Raw genomic sequence first — 16,335 nt, 5'->3', positions numbered from 1 at the left:
GCGAGATCATGCAGTCTCTGATGACCCGGGGCCAGCTCAGGATCGCCGCGGCGCGGCGGCCCGACCACGCCCGGCACTGGCGCGACGTGCTCACCGCCGGCGCGGACCGGATCGGTTTCCCCGCCGACCGCACTCCCGCCCCCGGTGCCCCGGCACGCCCGCAGGCCGTCACCGTGCCCCTCGGCGCCGCGCTGGCCGACCGGCTCGCCGCCGCCAGCCGGGGCGCCGAACCAGCCCGGTACGTGCTGGTGGCCGCCGCCGTGGCGGCGCTGCTGCGCCGCTGGACGGGCGCGTCGGCGCTGCTGGTCGGCCGCCCGGCCGACGGCGACGCGCTGGCCGGCCTGCTGCCCCTGCCGGTGACCTGCGGCCCCGACGTCAGCTACCGGGACCTCCTCGGGCAGCTCCGCGCCGCGCTGCCCGAGGCGCAGCGGTACGCCGACTACCCGGTCGAGCTGCTCGCCGAGGACCTCGCCCCGCACGCCGAGGCCGACCGGCACCCGTTCCTCGACGTCGCCGTGCACACCGCCGACGCCGCCCCCGACCCCCGCATCGGCGTCACCGTGGCGGTCACGGCCGCCGAGCTGACCGTGCACCACGACGCCGCCCGCCACGACCGGGCCACCGCCGACCGGATCGCCGGGCACCTGCTGCTCCTGCTGACCGCCGCGCTCGCCGCCCCGGACGCCCCGGTCGACGACGTCGCCCTGGTCACCCCCGCCGACTGGGCGGTGCTCGACGCGATGAACGACACCGCCGTGGACCCCGGCGACGCCCTGCGCCCCGACGCCTGGGTGGCCCGCCGGGCCGCCGGGACACCCGACGCCGTCGCCGTGCGTACCGACGACACCACCTGGACGTGGGCGGAGCTGGACCGGCGGGTGGCCGTCCTCGCCGCGACCGTGCGGGCGGCCGGTGCGGGCCCGGAGACCGTCGTCGGCGTGCTCGCCGAGCGGTCGCCCGCGCAGCTCGCGGCGATCCTCGCCGTGCACCGGGCCGGCGCGGCCTACCTGCCGGTCGACCCCGGCTACCCGCCGGCCCGGATCGGCTACCTGCTGGCCGACAGCGGCGCGGCGCTCGTGCTGGCCGCCGACCCGGCGGCCGTCCCCGACGGCGTCCCGGTGCTCCCGCTGTCGCCGGCCGACGCGCTGCCCGACGACGCGCTGCCCGACGACGCGCTGCCCCGGGAAGCGGTGTCCGCGTCGCCGTCCGGCGGGCCGCCCGACGCGGAGGTGTCCGCGCCGCAGGCGGAGGCCGACGGGCGGGACCTGGCGTACGTCATCTACACCTCCGGCTCGACCGGCGCCCCGAAGGGGGCGATGATCGAGCACCGGTCGCTGGCCAACCGGCTCGCCTGGATGCAGCGGCTGCACCCGATCGGCCCGGACGACGTCATCCTGCACAAGACCCCCACCACCTTCGACGTGTCGGTGTGGGAGCTGTTCTGGTGGGCCCGCGAGGGCGCGTCGGTGTGCCTGCTGCCGCCCGGCGCGGAACGCGACCCGCAGGCCATCGTCGCGGCGGTCGCCGCGCACGGGGTGACCACCCTGCACTTCGTCCCGTCCATGCTGGGGGCGTTCCTCGACTGGCTGGCCACCGCCGACACCGCGCCGCTGGCCGGGCTGCGGCGGGTCTTCGCCAGCGGCGAGGCGCTCGGCCCGCACCACGTCGACCGGCTCGCCGCGCTGCTGCCGCACGTCACCCTCGTTAACCTGTACGGCCCGACCGAGGCCACCGTCGACGTCACCCACCACCGCTGCGTGCCCGGCGTCGAGCGGGTGCCGATCGGCCGGCCGGTGGACAACACCCGGCTGCACGTCCTCGACGAGCGGCTGCGGGTCCAGCCGGTCGGCGTGCCGGGGGAGCTGTGCATCGCCGGGGTGCAGCTCGCCCGGGGCTACCTCAACCGCCCCGAGCTGACCCGGGACCGGTTCGTGGCCGCCCCGGACGCGGGGGAGGAGCGGGTGTACCGCACCGGCGACCTGGCCCGGGTGCTGCCCGACGGCACCATCGACTACCTGGGCCGCCTCGACCACCAGGTCAAGGTGCGCGGCCACCGGGTCGAGCTGGGCGAGGTGGAGGAGGCGCTGCGCGGCCACCCGGCCGTGAAGGACGCCGTGGTGGTGGCCCGCGACGGCAACCTGCTCGGGTACGTGCTGACCCACTCCCCGGTGGCCGAGCGGGCGCTCACCGAGCACCTGTCCGGCCTGCTGCCCCGGTACCTCGTCCCCGCCCGGGTGGTGGAGCTGGCCGAGTTCCCGCTGTCCGGCAGCGGCAAGCTCGACCGGCGGGCGCTGCCCGACCCGCCCGCCGACGACCGCCCGTACGTGCCGCCGCGCACCGACGTCGAACGGATCCTCGCCGAGGTGTGGGCCGACGTGCTCGGGGTGGACCGGGTGGGGGTAGAGGACAACCTGTTCGCCCTCGGCGGCAACTCCATCCACTTCGTCACCGTGCTCGCCCGGGCGCACGCCGCCGGGCTGGACCTCACCTTCCAGCAGATGTTCCGCCACCCCACCATCGCCGCTCTCGCCGCCGCCCCGGCGACCGGCGAGCGGCCCCCCACGTACGCGCCGTTCGACCTGGTGTCCCCGGCCGACCGGGCGCTGCTGCCCGACGGGGTGGTCGACGCGTACCCGCTGGGGCAGCTCCAGGCCGGGCTGATCTTCCAGAACGAGCTGGCCCGGGGCGCGGCCCAGTACCACGACATCATCAGCTTCCTGATCAGCGCGCCGTTCGACGAGGCCGCGTTCACCGGGGCGGTGCGGCGGCTGGTCGCCGACAACCCGATCTTCCGCACCAGCTACCACCTCACCGGGTACGGCGAGTACCTCCAGCTCGTGCACGCCGACGCGCCGACCCCGCTGTGGGTGACCGACCTGCGCGGCCTCGACCCGGCCGAGCAGGAGCGCCGGTACGCCGACTGGCACGACCGGGAGCAGGCGTACCGGTTCGTCTGGCGGGAGCCGGGACTGGTCCGCGTCCACGTGCACCTGTTCGCCGACGACCTGTACCGGTACAGCCTCAGCCAGCACAACTCGGCCCTGGACGGGTGGAGCATCACCCTGCTGCACACCCGGCTGTTCGACACGTACCACCGGCTGCGCGACGGCCGACCGCTGCCCGAGCCGCCGACCGGGAACCACTTCCGCGACTACATCGGGCTGGAACGCCGGGCCGTCGCCTCGACCGACGACCGGGACTTCTGGCGGGACGTGCTGGCCGACGGCGGGGTCACCGAGCTGCCCCGCTGGGAGCCGCCGACCGTCGACGCGCAGCGCCCGGTGGTCTTCCACGAGGTGGACGTGTCCGCCGGGCTGTCCGAGCGGCTGCTGCGGCTGGCCGACCGGCTCGCCGTGCCGCTGAAGACCCTGCTGCTCGCCGCGCACGTCAAGGTCATCGGCGCGCTCGCCGCCGAGGCGGCCGTCGTCACCGGGTACGAGCAGAGCGGCCGGCCCGAGTCCGAGGGCGCCACCACCGCGATGGGGCTGTTCCTGAACACCGTGCCGCTGCGCGTCGACCTCGGCGACGGAAGCTGGGCCGACCTCGTCGGCCGGGTCTACCGGGCCGAGGCGGACCTGCTGCCGCACCGGCGCTACCCGATGGCCCAGATGAAGGCCGACGCCGCCACCACCGACCCGCTGTTCGAGACGGTGTTCAACTACACCCACTTCTACCTGCTCAAGCAGCTACGCGAGCGGCCCGGCTTCGACCTGCTCGACGTGCGGGTCAGCACCGAGACCGAGTTCGCCCTGCGGGCCGAGTTCATGCGCGACTTCTTCACCGACGAGGTCCGGCTGAGCCTGCACTACCACTCCGCCGAGTTCAGCCCTGAGCAGGCGGCCGGGATCGGCGAGGCGTACCGGCGGGCCCTCGCCGCGCTGGCCGACACCCCGGACGCCCCGCACGGCGGGTACGCCGCCGGCCTGCTGCCGGCCCGGGTCGCCCCCGCGCGGCGGACCTTCGGCCGGACCGCGCCGGCCCCGGCCGCCGGCCCCGCCGGGCGCACCCCGCCCGCCACCGACGTGGCCCGGCGGATCGCCGAGGTCTGGGCCGCGACCCTGGACGTGCCGGCGGCCGACATCGCCGAGGAGGACAACTTCTTCGACCTCGGCGGGAACTCCCTCGCCGCGATGCGGGTCGTCGCCGCGCTGCGCCCGCTGGTCACCCTGCGGCAGCTGATGACCCACTCCGACCTCGGCCCGTTGGCCCGGGCCGCCGAGGCCGCCCAGCCCGCCCAGTCCGCCGAGGCCCCCGCCGGCTCCGGTACGGGGTCCGGGTCCGGCGCGGCGGTCGCCCCCGGGTCCGGCGCGGCGATCGGGGCCGGGGCCGCCCGGTCCGGCGACGATCCGCTGCTCCAGCCGCTGTCGCCGTCCGGCGTCGCCGCCGACCGGGTCCTGGTCTGCTTCCCGTACGCCGCCGGCAACCCGCTGGCCTTCCGCCCCCTCGCCGAGGCGCTCGCCGGGCACGGCGTGGCCGTTCAGGCGGTGGCCCTGCCCGGTCACGACCTCGGCCACCCCGAGCCGCTGGCCGACCTCGACGAGGTGGCCCGGCGGGTGGCCGACGAGATCCGCGCCGCCGACCGGGGCGAGGTGCTCATCTGGGGGCACTGCGTCGGCGCGGCCCTGGCCGTCGAGGTGACCCGGCTGCTCGCCGCCGCCGGGGCACCGCCGGCGCGGCTCTTCCTCGGCGGCAAGCTGCTGCGCGACGCGGCCGAGATCGACGCCAGCATCGCCGAGGTGCGGGCCCTCGACGAGGCGGGCGTGGTGGACTGGCTGGTCGGGCAGACCGGCTTCACCGACCTCGACGGCCTCGACGCCGACCACACCTCGGCGCTGGTCGCCGCGTTCCGGCACGACGCGCTCGGCTCGCACGCGTACCTGCGGGACCGGCTCGCCCCGCTGGCCGACCGGCCGCTGACCGTGCCGGTGACGGTGGTGCTCGCCGACGACGACCCGCTCACCACCGGCTCGGCCGACGAGCACGCCGCGTGGCGGCGAATCGCCGCCGACGTGACCCTCGAAGAGATCGACGGTGGGGGACACTACTTCTGCCGTACCCGCGCCGGGGAGGTGGCCGCCCTCGTCGGCGCCGCCGGCCCGGCCGCTCCGCGTGCCCGCCGCCCCGGGGAGGACCATGTCTGACCGCACGCCCACCAGCGCCGCCGAGCGGCCCGCGACGCCGCGCGGCGAGTTCGTCGCCGGGGCCCGCTCGATGGTGCCGTTCCTGATCTCCGCCTTCCCCCTCGGGGTGATCGGCGGGACGCTCGGCCTGGCCAGCGGGCTGTCCTACCTGGAGACGTTCGGGCTGGCCATGGTGGTCAACTCCGGCACCGCCCAGTTCATCGGCTTCAAGCTGATCTCCGAGGGCGCGGCGTGGCCGGTGATCGTGCTGACCACACTGATCCTCAGCCTGCGCATGCTGATCTATTCGACGCTGCTCGCCCCGCACGTGCGGGAGCTGCCGCAGCGGTGGCGGCTGCTGCTCGGCTTCGGGCTGATCGACGCGGTGTTCTTCGTCGCGTTCGACCGGATCAAGGGCGACGCGCCGGCCCGCCGCAAGAGCATGTACTACTTCGGCGCGTCCGCCATCATGTACGTCAACTGGGCGATCGCCACCGTCGTCGGCATGGTCGCCGGGCACCTGCTGCCGGAGCGGCTGCGTCACGGCTTGGACTTCCCGATGACCGCGGTCTTCCTGGTCGTGCTCGCCGGGGCGCTCGCCGGCTGGAAGATCTGGACCACCGCCGTCTCGGCCGGCGCGCTGGCCATGCTGACCCTCGGCCTGCCGTACAACCTGGGGCTGATCCTGGCGGCGCTCGGCGGCGCCTGCGTCGGCATGGCCTGTGAGCGGATCGAACGCCGCTGGTTCCCGCCGAAGCCCGACGAGCCGGCGGACGACCCGGACCCGGTGGCGCCGGACCTGACGGCGGGCGCCGACGGGCCGCCGCCGGGCTCCGTGCCACACGAGCGGCCCGGTGAGCCGGTACCGCCCGGTGAGCCCGTGCGGGCCGGGGACCGGGCGGCCGACGCCGCCGCCGACGTGGACGGAAGGTGACCGCGATGTCGATGCTGCTGCTCATCCTCGGGATGGGGCTGGCCACCTTCGCCCCCCGGTACGTGCCGCTGCTGGTCTTCCGCGACCGGGAACTGCCCGCCGACGTGAAGACGTTCCTCGGCTACCTGCCGCCCGCGCTGCTCGCCGCGATCGCGGTGCCGTCGGTGCTCGCCCCCGTCGACAACCGGGTGGAGATCACCGTCGTCACGGTCCCGTACCTGGTGGCCGGGGTGGTGACCCTGGTGACCGGGCTCTTCGTCGAACGGTTCATGATCGTGTGGACCGTCGGGCTGGCGGTCTTCTTCGGGTTGCGCTGGTGGCTGGGGGCGATGTGACGACGACGGGCGACACCCCGCTGCGGCAGCCGCTGCGGGTGGCGGCGGCGCAGATCGAGGCGGTCGGCGGCGACCTGACCGGCAACGCCGCCGCGCATGCCGCCGCGATCGCCGGGGCCGCCGACCTGGGCGCGAGCCTGGTCGTCTTCCCCGAGTTGTCGCTGTGCGGGTACGACTATCCGCTGCTCGCCGCCGACGTCGCCCGGTGCGAGGTGGCCCCCGGCGACCCGGCCCTGCGTACGGTGGGCCAGGCCTGCCGGGAGCGGGGGGTGACCGCCGTGGTCGGCGGCTGCGCCCGGCGCGCCGACGGCTGGGCGATCGCCGCCCACGTGGTCGGCCCCGACGGCGCGGTCGCCGCGACCTACCACAAGCGGCACCTCGACGCCGACGAGCGGAAGGTGTTCGTCCCCGGCACCACCGACACGCTCGTGCGGGTGCGCGGCTGGCGGCTCGGCCTCGGCGTCTGCTACGACGCCAGCTTCCCCGAGCACGCCCGCGGCCTCGCGCTGGCCGGCGCGGACGCCTACCTGGTGTCCGGAGCGTTCACCGTCGGCGACTCCGACCACCGCCGAAGCGTCTACTTCCCGGCCCGCGCCCTGGAGAACACCAGCTACGTGGTGTTCGCCAACTTCGCCGGGACGCACGGCGGGTGGCGGTTCGCCGGCCACAGCGCCGTGTACGCCCCCGACGGCCGCCCCCTCGCCGACGCCGGGGCCACCGCCGGCCTGGCCGTCGCCGACCTCGACGACGCCCGGCTGCGGCACCAGCGCGACAGCCAGCGGATGCTCGCCGACCGGGCCGCCCCCGCGCCCGCCCCGGCGCCGGTCGTCGTCGTACCCTGACCATTCGCAGCAGACAACCGAAGGAGCACCGGTGACCGGCATCGGCACGACCGCGATCCACGGCGACGACGGGCTGAGCCCCACGGGTGCGGTGTCGCCCCCGATCGTGCAGAGCGCCACCTTCAGCGCCGAGACCGACGAGCGGTTCACCGAGGTCGCCACGCAGACGCGCGGCGACGCCTTCTACACCCGCTACGGCAACCCCAACCACGCCCAGGTCGCCGCCGTGGTGGCCGAGCTGGAGGGCGTCGAGGCGGGCCTGGTCACCGCGTCCGGGATGGGGGCGATCACCACGATCGCCCTGGCCCTGCTCAACGCCGGCGACCACGTGATCGTGCAGCGCAGCACGTACGGCGGCACCACCTCGCTGACCACCGGGCTGCTCACCCGCTTCGGGGTGACCTGCACCCAGGTCGACCAGACCGACGTCGACGCGTTCGCCCGGGCGCTCACCCCGCAGACGAAGCTGGTGCTGGTGGAGACCCCCAGCAACCCGCTGCTGGAACTGACCGACCTGACCGCCGTGGTCGACCTGGCGCACGCCCACGGGGCGTACGCCGTCGTGGACAACACCTTCGCCACCCCGGTCAACCAGCGTCCGGCGGCCTTCGGCGCGGACCTGGTCTGGCACAGCGCCACGAAGTTCCTCGGCGGCCACTCCGACGTCTCGGCCGGGGTCGTGGTCGGGTCCGCCGCGCTGGTCGACCGGGTGTGGCAGACCTCCATCGTCACCGGGGCGACGCTCGGCCCGATCGACGCCTGGCTGCTGCTGCGCGGCATCCGGACGCTGCCGCTGCGGATGGCCCGGCACAACGACAACGCCCTCGCGCTGGCCCGGGCCCTTGAGGAGCACCCGGCCGTCGCCCGGGTGCGCTACCCGGGGCTGGCCAGCCACCCCCAGCACGACCTGGCCACCAAGCAGATGAGCGGGCACGGCGGTGTGTTCAGCCTCGACCTGGCCGGCGGCCGGCCGGCGGTGGCCACCCTGCTGGCCGAGCTGCGGCTGGCCAAGCGCGCCGCCAGCCTGGGCAGCGTGAGCACCCTGGTGGTGCACCCGCGCTCGATGTGGGCGGGCATCGTCGACGCCGAGCAGCTCGCCGAAACCGGCATCGGCGAGGGCCTGGTGCGGGTCTCCACCGGCATCGAGGAGACGGCCGACCTACTGGCGGACTTCACCCGAGCCCTGGACGCCATCGCCGGCTGACCGCCGCCGGCGGTCCGCCCGTTGACCCGCCAGCGAAAATTCACGGAATTCGTGGCTGTTGCAGGCTCCGAAGGCCGCACATTCCGTGTAATTGCGCGCACCAGAGGCCCGGGAGGGGCAGCGTGGAGATGGGGTACGGGCTCGGGGAGCCGTACGAACAGGGCATGCTCGACGTGGGCGACGGGAACCTCGTGCACTGGGAGGTGTCCGGCGACCCGGGCGGCACACCGGCGCTCGTCGTGCACGGCGGGCCCGGGGCCGGCTCCGGCGCGGGCGTCCGCCGGCTGTTCGACCCGGCCCGGTACCGGATCGTCCAGTTCGACCAGCGCGGCTGCGGGCGCAGCACCCCGCACGCCGCCGACCCGGCCGCCGACCTGCGGCACAACACCACGGCGCATCTGCTGGCCGACATGGAGCGGCTGCGCGAGCACCTGGGCATCGACCGGTGGCTGCTGTTCGGCGACTCGTGGGGCTCGACCCTGGGGCTCGCGTACGCGCAGCGGCACCCGGAGCGGGTCAGCGCGATCGTCCTCGTCGGGGTCACCATGACCCGCCGGTCGGAGATCGACTGGCTGTACCGGGGCGTCGGCCGGTTCTTCCCCGAGCAGTGGCGGCGGTTCGCCGATGCCGTGCCGGAGGCAGACCGCCCGACGGTCGAGCCGGGCCGGGGGACGGCCCGCGACCTGCTCGCCGCGTACGCGCGCCTGCTGGAGCACCCGGACGCGCGGGTGCGGCACCGGGCGGCGAACGCCTGGCTGGCCTGGGAGGACGCCGTCGTCTCGCTGGAGCCACAGGGCAGGCCCGGCGTGTACAGCGACCGGCCGTCGGACGCCCGGCTGGCGTTCGTCCGGATCTGCGCGCACTACTTCTCGCACGGCGCATGGCTCGACGACGACGCCCTGCTGCGCGACGCCGGCCGGCTGGCCGGGATTCCCGGGGTGCTCGTGCACGGCCGCCTCGACCTCGGTTCGCCGCTGGAGACGCCGTGGTCGCTGGCCCGCGCCTGGCCCGACGCGGAGCTGATCGTGGTCGCCGACTCCGGCCATACCGGCAGTAACGCCATGCGCGGGCACCTGCGGGCCACGCTGGACCGGTTCGCCGCCCGCTGAGCCGTGCCTAATCAGTTTCGGTGTGGCCGTTCTGCAGCGGTGGGTTCGTCTGCCGTGGCCAAACGCCCCGGCCTTTCGATAGCGGGCGCGAGAGAGGTCAGCCCGCACTGTCGACACCCCGCAGACCGGGGGGCTACTGGACGGTGACACGCCCACCCTTGCCGTCTGCGTGCTCGGCTGGGTACGCGGGCGCCGGATCGGCTGACCCGCAGAGTTCCGGTCGTCTGGACCGTGCTTGCCATCCTCGCGGGACAACTTCGTCAGCGCAGCCAGCAGGTCGACGCGGTCTTCGGCGCCGGCCAGCGGCGCCGTCGAGGGCCCGACGACGTCGGCCACTGGCCGGACGCGCCGGTTCCAGAACCGCTCCCGCTCCGCCAGGTAGGCGTGCACCAGCATCGTCCGGACGTACGCGTCGATCGAGTCCGCCGCCGCCTTTCGCCAATGCCGGTACAGCGCGACGAGGCACTCCTGCACCAGGTCGTCGGCGGCTGACCACTGCCCGCACAGTCGGTACGCCAGCCGCCGCAACCACGGCATGCGTGCGCGCACGTACTCGACGTACTCCTGTTCACTCCGCAACCCGGCCTCCCACCACACTATGAGCGGCCCGCGACCCGTTTCGGTTGTGGCGGTTGGTAATCAAGCCGCATGGTGGTGGAGCAGGTTCACGTGGGGCCAGCCGGCCAGGTCGTCGAGCAGTTGACGGTCGTGGGTGGCGACAACGACAGCGGCCGGCGTGGTCAGCAGAGCCGCGGTCAGCTCGTCGACCAGCGCCGCCGACAGGTGGTTGGTCGGCTCGTCGAAGAGCAGCAGATCGGGCCGGGCGGCGAGCCGCACCGCCAGGTCCAGGCGCCGCTGCTGGCCCTGGGACATCCGCTGAACGGGGGTACGCAGCGCTTCGCGGTCCAGCAGGCCCGTCGCGCTCAGCGGCACCGCCTCGCTCTCGCGGAGGCGACCGGAGGCGATCAGCTGACCGATGTGCTGCTCGTACACCTGCCGCGCGGTGGTATCGGCCGGCCAGCTCGGCACCTCCTGCCCCACCAGGGCGATGCGCGCGCCGGGGAGGCGGTGCACTGATCCGCTGGTCGGTCGCAGGCTACCGGCCAGCACCGACAGCAGGGTGGACTTGCCCGCGCCGTTCGCGCCGGTGATCAGGAGCCGGTCGCCGCCGTTCAGGCTGAGCGTGTGTGGCTGCTCCAGGCGCCCGGCGAGCAGCACGCCGTTGACGCGCACCAGCCCGGTGCCGCGACGGGTCGTCAGCTCCGGCCAGCGCAGGTGCAGCGGTGGCTCGGGCACGGTGATCCGGTGCGACTCCAGGGCGTCCCGCTCGCGGTTGAGCGCCTGCACCACCCCGGGGGCCCGGGACTGGCGCTGGTGCTTGCCGGTGCCCTTGTCCGGGCGCCAGCCGGTGCTGAGCCGGTCGCGGGCCTGCTTCACGGCTGCCGTGAGCCGGTGCTGCTCGGCCTGCTGCGCCGCGTACTCCTGCTCCCACCGCTCGCGCTCCCGGCGGCGCCCCTCCTGCCAGCCGTCGTAGCCACCGGCGTGCAGGTGCGCCATGCGGTCCTGGCTGGGGTCCAGGTCCAGGAAGTCCCGGGCGACGTCGCGCAGCAGAGCGCGGTCGTGGCTGACCAGGGCGACGCCACCACGGCGGGCGCGCAGTTGCGCGGTGAGGAACGCCAGGCCGTCGGCGTCGAGGTGGTTGGTGGGCTCGTCCAGCAGCAGGATGTCGTGCTGGGCGCCGAGCAGGCAGGCCAGGCGCACTCGGTGGCGCTGCCCGACCGAGAGGGTGCTCAGCTCGCGCGAGCGGTCGGTGCACGCGCTCAGCGCCTGTAGGGCGATGTCGACCCGGCGTTCGGCGTCCCAGGCATCGAGGCGGGTGGCGGCCTCCAACGCGGCGGCGTAGCGCTCCTCCGCGCCGTCCACCCCTGCGGCGAGGTCGTCGGCCGCCTCGTCGAGCGCGCCCAACGCCGCGTTGGCGGCGCGCAGCGCCTGATCGGTGAGGGTGCCGACGGTCAGGCCCGGTCCGGCGCGCAAGGCCTGCTCGGCCAGCCCGATGGTGCCCACCCGGCGCACCGAGCCGGCGTCGGGATGGACCATGCCGGCCAGGACGTGCAACAGAGTTGTCTTGCCGCAGCCGTTCTCGCCGACGATCGCCAGCCGGGACCGGGCCGAGACGGTGATCGACACGTGGTGGAGGACCTGTCGCCCGCCGAGGAGGACGCTCACGCCCTCGGCGCGCAGGTGCGCGTGCTCCCCGGCCGGGACCGCGCCGCCCGCCGACAGCGATTCGTCCACGCCGGCGGGCTCGTGGTGGACGGGCTCGTGGTGGACGGGAGAGTCGGCTCGCGGCAGGAATGATGGATTCGTGGGAGGAAAGGACACAGGAACGCTCCGCAGCTCGCGATGGAGCCGGGCAGCCTGAAGGTGCCGCCCGGCAGGAGACCGGAACGGCGGGCAGGGAGGTGAGGATCGCTCGGTGCGCCGCCGTCAGCGGCGGATGCGGAGCCTCATCGACGCGATGCCTGTGTGAGTCACGGTGCCAACCCTACCTCGTTCGCTACCTCGCCTCGACCAGGGAGGAGAGCAGTGGGGTTGTCATCTGGACATGATGGCTGCGCCGCCACCTTCACGGCACGGCAGGAAAGCCACCCGGTCCCTTCGCCGGGCCGGGCGGGTGACGCGACCGCGAGCGACGACTCGTATCCTGTGCGCGAAGGTCGGAAGTAACTGAAGGGGGTCGGTGTGAGCAACCGGATCGAGACGCTGGAATTCCAGGCGGAGGCGCGCCAGCTGCTCCAGCTGATGGTCCATTCGATCTATTCGAACAAGGACGTCTTCCTGCGCGAACTCGTCTCCAACGCCTCCGACGCGCTGGACAAGCTGCGCCTGGAGTCCCTGGTCGACAAGGATCTCGCGGCCGATACCTCCGACCTGCACATCGAGATCGAGGCCGACCGCGAGGCGCGCACCCTGACCGTCCGGGACAACGGCATCGGCATGTCCCGCGACGACGTCGTCGGCCTGATCGGCACCATCGCCAAGTCCGGCACCGCCGAACTGCTCGCCAAGCTGCGCGAGTCCAAGGACTCGGCCGGGTCCGCCGACCTGATCGGCCAGTTCGGGGTCGGGTTCTACGCGACCTTCATGGTGGCCGACAGGGTCACCCTGGTCACCCGCCGCGCCGGCGAGACCGAGGGCACCCGCTGGGAGTCCACCGGCGAGGGCACGTACGTCGTGGAGACCATCGACGACGCGCCGCAGGGCACCGCCGTCACCGTGCACCTCAAGCCCGAGGACAGCGACGACAACCTGCACGACTACACCGTCGACTGGAAGATCCGCGAGATCGTCAAGCGGTACTCCGACTTCATCGCCTGGCCGATCCGGATGACCGTGGAGCGCCCGGGCGAGGACGGCGCGGTCACCCACGAGGTGCAGACCGTCAACTCGATGAAGGCGCTCTGGGCCCGCCCGCGCAGCGAGGTCGACGAGGCCGAGTACAAGGAGTTCTACAAGCACGTCAGCCACGACTGGGCCGACCCGCTTGAGACGATCCACATGAAGGGCGAGGGCACCTTCGAGTACGAGGCGCTGCTCTTCCTGCCCTCGCACGCCCCGGTCGACCTGTTCGCCCCGCAGGCCCGGCGCGGCGTGCAGCTCTACGTCAAGCGCGTGTTCATCATGGACGACTGCGACGCGCTGATGCCGAACTACCTGCGCTTCGTCAAGGGCGTCGTCGACGCGCACGACCTGTCGCTGAACATCTCCCGGGAGATCCTCCAGCAGGACCGCCAGATCCAGGCGGTGCGCCGCCGGCTGGTGAAGAAGATCCTCGCCACCGTCAAGGAGCTGAAGGCCAACGAGGCCGAGAAGTACCGCACCTTCTGGTCGGAGTTCGGCCCGGCGCTGAAGGAGGGCCTGCTCGACGACCCGGACAACACCGAGGCGATCCTCGACATCGTCTCCGTCGCCTCCACCCACGATCCGGCGGAGCTGACCGGCCTGCGCGACTACGTCGAGCGGATGAAGGACGGCCAGGGCGACATCTACTACATGACCGGCGAGTCCCGGCCGATGATCGAGAACTCGCCGCACATGGAGGCGTTCCGGGCCAAGGGCTACGAGGTGCTCGTCCTCACCGACCCGGTCGACGAGGTGTGGGTCGAGCGGGTCGGGCAGTTCGACGGCAAGCCCCTGCGCTCCATCGCCAAGGGCCAGGTCGACCTGGACACCGAGGAGGAGAAGAAGGAGGCCGAGTCGGCCCGCGAGCAGCAGCGCCAGGAGTACGCCGACCTGCTGACCTGGATGACGGGCCGGCTTTCCGACAGCGTCAAGGAGGTCCGGCTCTCCACCCGGCTGACCACCTCCCCGGCCTGCGTGGTCGGCGACGCCCAGGACATCACCCCGACGCTGGAGAAGATGTACCGGGCGATGGGGCACGAGGTGCCGCAGGTCAAGCGGATCCTGGAGCTGAACCCGGGGCACCCGCTGGTCGAGGGGCTGCGCAAGGCCCACGAGCAGGACGCCGGGGCGGACTCGCTCGGCGACACGGCCGAGCTGCTGTACGGGATGGCGCTGCTGGCCGAGGGCGGCGAGCTGGCCGACCCGTCCCGGTTCACCCGCATCCTCGCCGACCGGCTGGCTCGCACCCTGTAGCCGCCGCGACGCACCGCGCGCCGGGCTCCCGGTCGACACCGTCGACCGTGGACGCCCGGCGCGCGCCGTTGCGCGTCCCGCCGGGCGGGGCCCCGGACGGGCGGACGGAGCGGGATAATGACCCCATGCTTCGGGGGCGGCTGCGCGGGTTGGTGCCGGTGTCGATCGGGCTGCTCCTGCTGCCAGGCTGCTACGGGCCGGAGCCGCAGGTCGACACGGTCCGGACCAGGGAGCTGGCGATGCAGGACGCCGGTGGCAAGGTCATCCGCGTCGAGCAGGCCGTCGCGCGGGAACGCCGGTACCCGCACCCGGCGCAGCGGTACGCCCGGGAGGCCGCCCGGGTCGCCGGCACGGAGGTCATGCGGATCGACGACACCCGGACCGGGGGCGGGGTCTCGCTGATCGTCCGCGTGCACGGGGTGGCCACGGCGGTCGACGCGTCCGGCCGGTCGATGGACGAGACGTTCGACTTGCCCGTCTGCTATGCGATCAGCGTCGAGCAGGACGCCATGGACGACCGGGTCGACGAGGTGTCCTGTCCGGACGGCTCCCCGCTCACCGTCTCCGTCGACCCGGAACTCCCGGGCTCCGCCGAGGACGACCTGCGCCAAGCCCTTCCCACCGGCGGTGCGGCCACCGAGCAGGCCGTCCGCGCGGCGGTCGACCGCCTCGACCTTGAGCCTCTGGTCATCCGGCAGGTCGCCGCCGTGGGTGGGGTCGTGGGGGTGGCGCTGCGGGCCAGTCAGTACGACTGCCTGCTGGCCCGCGTGGAGGGTGGACGGGTCGAGGTGTGGCGGCCCGCCCGCGTGCAACTCGTCCCCGGGGAGCTGAGCTGTACGGCCGACACCGCCGTTGCCGGGCACGGCCGGCGACCGCCCCACTGAGCGATGTGGGTGATCACCGAGTGTTTCCGGCATCCGATGTGCGCAATCGGACCCCAATCACGTTCGGTAACGGGACGAGGTTGGCCGATGGCGGTTCACCCTGATCAGACCCGGCCCGGCGTTCGCCCTGCATTGCTGGTGAAGTCTCGCAAGTCGACGGTGTGGTCCCTCGCCCGAGCGGGTGAAGAACTTCACAAGAGGTGGGCACCCGTCACCAACGGTGCCTAACGTCGATTGAGTCCGCGAACGCGGCGACCACGGTCGGTAACGCCTAGTCCTGCCGCCGACCGTCGGTTCCCTTGTCAATCAGGCAGGAGCGGGGGACCCACACGTTCCTCGGTGCACCGCACCTCGGGGTGAAGCCGCCTGCGGCGGCCGGGCTCCTCGGCCCGAACCCGACAGCTCACCTCGCCGGCGTGGAGGAATCACACATGGCAACTGAATACACCGCCCGCCACCGTCGGGTGACCGTCCGCCGCGCCGCCGTCGGCACTCTCGCCGCGGGCGCCCTCGCCGGGGTCGTCGCCCTGGCCGGCCCGGCCGCGCCGGCCCAGGCCGCGGTCAACTGGGACGCCGTCGCCTCGTGCGAGTCCGGCGGCAACTGGCACATCAACACCGGCAACGGCTACTACGGCGGCCTGCAGTTCTCGCAGGGCACGTGGGCCGGCTACGGCGGCAAGAAGTACGCGGCCCGTGCCGACCTGGCGACCCGGAGCGAGCAGATCCGCATCGCCGAGAAGGTGCTCGACGGCCAGGGCATCGGGGCGTGGCCGACCTGCGGCAAGAAGGGCGGCTCGACGAAGGGCAGCTCGAAGTCGGAGCGGAAGTCGGAGACGAAGGCCGCCCCGAAGGAGCGGTCCCCGCGTACCGAGAAGCCGGCCACGCGCAGCAAGCGGGACACCACGAGGAGCGCCCCGAAGAGCGCTCCGTCCAGCGGCGGGATGACCTATGTGGTCCGGTCGGGCGACACCCTCTCCAAGATCGCCACGGCGCAGGGCGTGCGGGGCGGCTGGCGCGTGCTGTGGGAGAAGAACGAGCGGGTCGTGGGCGAGCACCCGAACCTGATCTTCCCGGGCCAGCGGCTCAGCCTCTGACACGTCCGGCCGGGTCGGCGCGACCCGGCGTCCCGGTCCCGGGGCACCCAGCACCGGAAGCGCCCGGCCGGGCCCTCCGGCCGGGCGCTTCCGCGGCCCCCACGGGCCCGCCCCCCGGGGGGGGCGCGCGCGGGAGCACCGGCACAGCCCCCCAAAA

The 16,335-nt window shown here is 73.9% G+C and carries 10 protein-coding genes, 1 pseudogene and 1 riboswitch; of the genes and pseudogenes, 9 read left to right on the top strand and 2 right to left on the bottom strand.

The genetic code is table 11. The features are described 5' to 3' along the window. The first annotated feature begins 8 nt into the window (after positions 1-8). The 6 genes from ACFYZF_RS08900 to pip all read left to right on the top strand — a co-directional run bounded on the left by ACFYZF_RS08900 (position 9) and on the right by pip (position 9,544). Positions 9-5,141 (top strand): amino acid adenylation domain-containing protein, encoded by a 5,133-nt coding sequence (locus ACFYZF_RS08900; RefSeq protein WP_387017413.1) that lies wholly within the window; start codon positions 9-11, stop codon positions 5,139-5,141. Further along, complete coding sequence (locus ACFYZF_RS08895; protein ID WP_387017411.1) at positions 5,134-6,054, top strand: AzlC family ABC transporter permease; 921 nt, start codon at positions 5,134-5,136, stop codon at positions 6,052-6,054. Before ACFYZF_RS08900 ends, ACFYZF_RS08895 begins: the two co-directional genes overlap by 8 nt. Positions 6,055-6,059: 5 nt before the next feature. Then, entirely contained in the window at positions 6,060-6,389 is a 330-nt protein-coding gene (locus tag ACFYZF_RS08890; protein WP_387017409.1) for an AzlD domain-containing protein, read from the top strand. Then, positions 6,371-7,231 (top strand): carbon-nitrogen hydrolase family protein, encoded by an 861-nt coding sequence (locus tag ACFYZF_RS08885; protein ID WP_387017407.1) that lies wholly within the window; start codon positions 6,371-6,373, stop codon positions 7,229-7,231. Before ACFYZF_RS08890 ends, ACFYZF_RS08885 begins: the two co-directional genes overlap by 19 nt. Before the next feature lie 31 nt (positions 7,232-7,262). Continuing rightward, the gene (locus ACFYZF_RS08880) at positions 7,263-8,435 is read left to right on the top strand and encodes a trans-sulfuration enzyme family protein (protein WP_387017406.1); all 1,173 of its coding nucleotides are present in this window, start codon (positions 7,263-7,265) and stop codon (positions 8,433-8,435) included. Between the two features lie 128 nt (positions 8,436-8,563). Next, the gene (pip, locus tag ACFYZF_RS08875) at positions 8,564-9,544 is read left to right on the top strand and encodes a prolyl aminopeptidase (protein ID WP_387018374.1); all 981 of its coding nucleotides are present in this window, start codon (positions 8,564-8,566) and stop codon (positions 9,542-9,544) included. A 387-nt stretch (positions 9,545-9,931) separates the two neighbouring features. On the opposite strand, the pseudogene ACFYZF_RS08870 reads toward pip, so the two are convergent. Both ACFYZF_RS08870 and ACFYZF_RS08865 read right to left on the bottom strand, forming a co-directional pair. Next, positions 9,932-10,081 (bottom strand): annotated as a pseudogene (locus ACFYZF_RS08870) (RNA polymerase sigma factor); the annotation flags it as partial. A gap of 102 nt (positions 10,082-10,183) precedes the next feature. Beyond that, a complete protein-coding gene (locus tag ACFYZF_RS08865; RefSeq protein WP_387017404.1) occupies positions 10,184-11,839 on the bottom strand; it encodes an ATP-binding cassette domain-containing protein in 1,656 nt (551 codons plus the stop codon). A 447-nt stretch (positions 11,840-12,286) separates the two neighbouring features. On the opposite strand from ACFYZF_RS08865, the gene htpG reads away from it, so the two are divergent. From htpG to ACFYZF_RS08850, 3 genes are all read left to right on the top strand, one after another. Continuing rightward, positions 12,287-14,200, top strand: coding sequence for a molecular chaperone HtpG (gene htpG / locus ACFYZF_RS08860; RefSeq protein ID WP_387017402.1), 1,914 nt, complete (start codon positions 12,287-12,289; stop codon positions 14,198-14,200). A 125-nt stretch (positions 14,201-14,325) separates the two neighbouring features. Continuing rightward, positions 14,326-15,084, top strand: coding sequence for a hypothetical protein (locus tag ACFYZF_RS08855; protein ID WP_387017400.1), 759 nt, complete (start codon positions 14,326-14,328; stop codon positions 15,082-15,084). 278 nt (positions 15,085-15,362) lie between these two features. Further along, a riboswitch (cyclic di-AMP (ydaO/yuaA leader) is annotated at positions 15,363-15,516 on the top strand. After that, entirely contained in the window at positions 15,516-16,178 is a 663-nt protein-coding gene (locus tag ACFYZF_RS08850) for a transglycosylase family protein (RefSeq protein ID WP_387017398.1), read from the top strand. It overlaps the preceding riboswitch by 1 nt. Positions 16,179-16,335 lie beyond the last annotated feature (157 nt).

It is taken from the genome of Micromonospora sp. NPDC001898, assembly GCF_042891255.1.
GTDB lineage: Bacteria > Actinomycetota > Actinomycetes > Mycobacteriales > Micromonosporaceae > Micromonospora.
This window is presented reverse-complemented; position numbering and strand designations above follow the sequence as displayed.

Excerpts from the sequence above, each read along its gene's own strand:
- ACFYZF_RS08850 (WP_387017398.1), top strand. The coding sequence starts at position 15,516 with ATGGCAACTGAATACACCGCCCGCCACCGTCGGGTGACCGTCCGCCGC.
- ACFYZF_RS08900 (WP_387017413.1), top strand. The coding sequence starts at position 9 with ATGCAGTCTCTGATGACCCGGGGCCAGCTCAGGATCGCCGCGGCGCGG.
- ACFYZF_RS08895 (WP_387017411.1), top strand. The coding sequence starts at position 5,134 with ATGTCTGACCGCACGCCCACCAGCGCCGCCGAGCGGCCCGCGACGCCG.
- ACFYZF_RS08855 (WP_387017400.1), top strand. The coding sequence starts at position 14,326 with ATGCTTCGGGGGCGGCTGCGCGGGTTGGTGCCGGTGTCGATCGGGCTG.
- pip (WP_387018374.1), top strand. The coding sequence starts at position 8,564 with ATGGGGTACGGGCTCGGGGAGCCGTACGAACAGGGCATGCTCGACGTG.
- ACFYZF_RS08890 (WP_387017409.1), top strand. The coding sequence starts at position 6,060 with ATGTCGATGCTGCTGCTCATCCTCGGGATGGGGCTGGCCACCTTCGCC.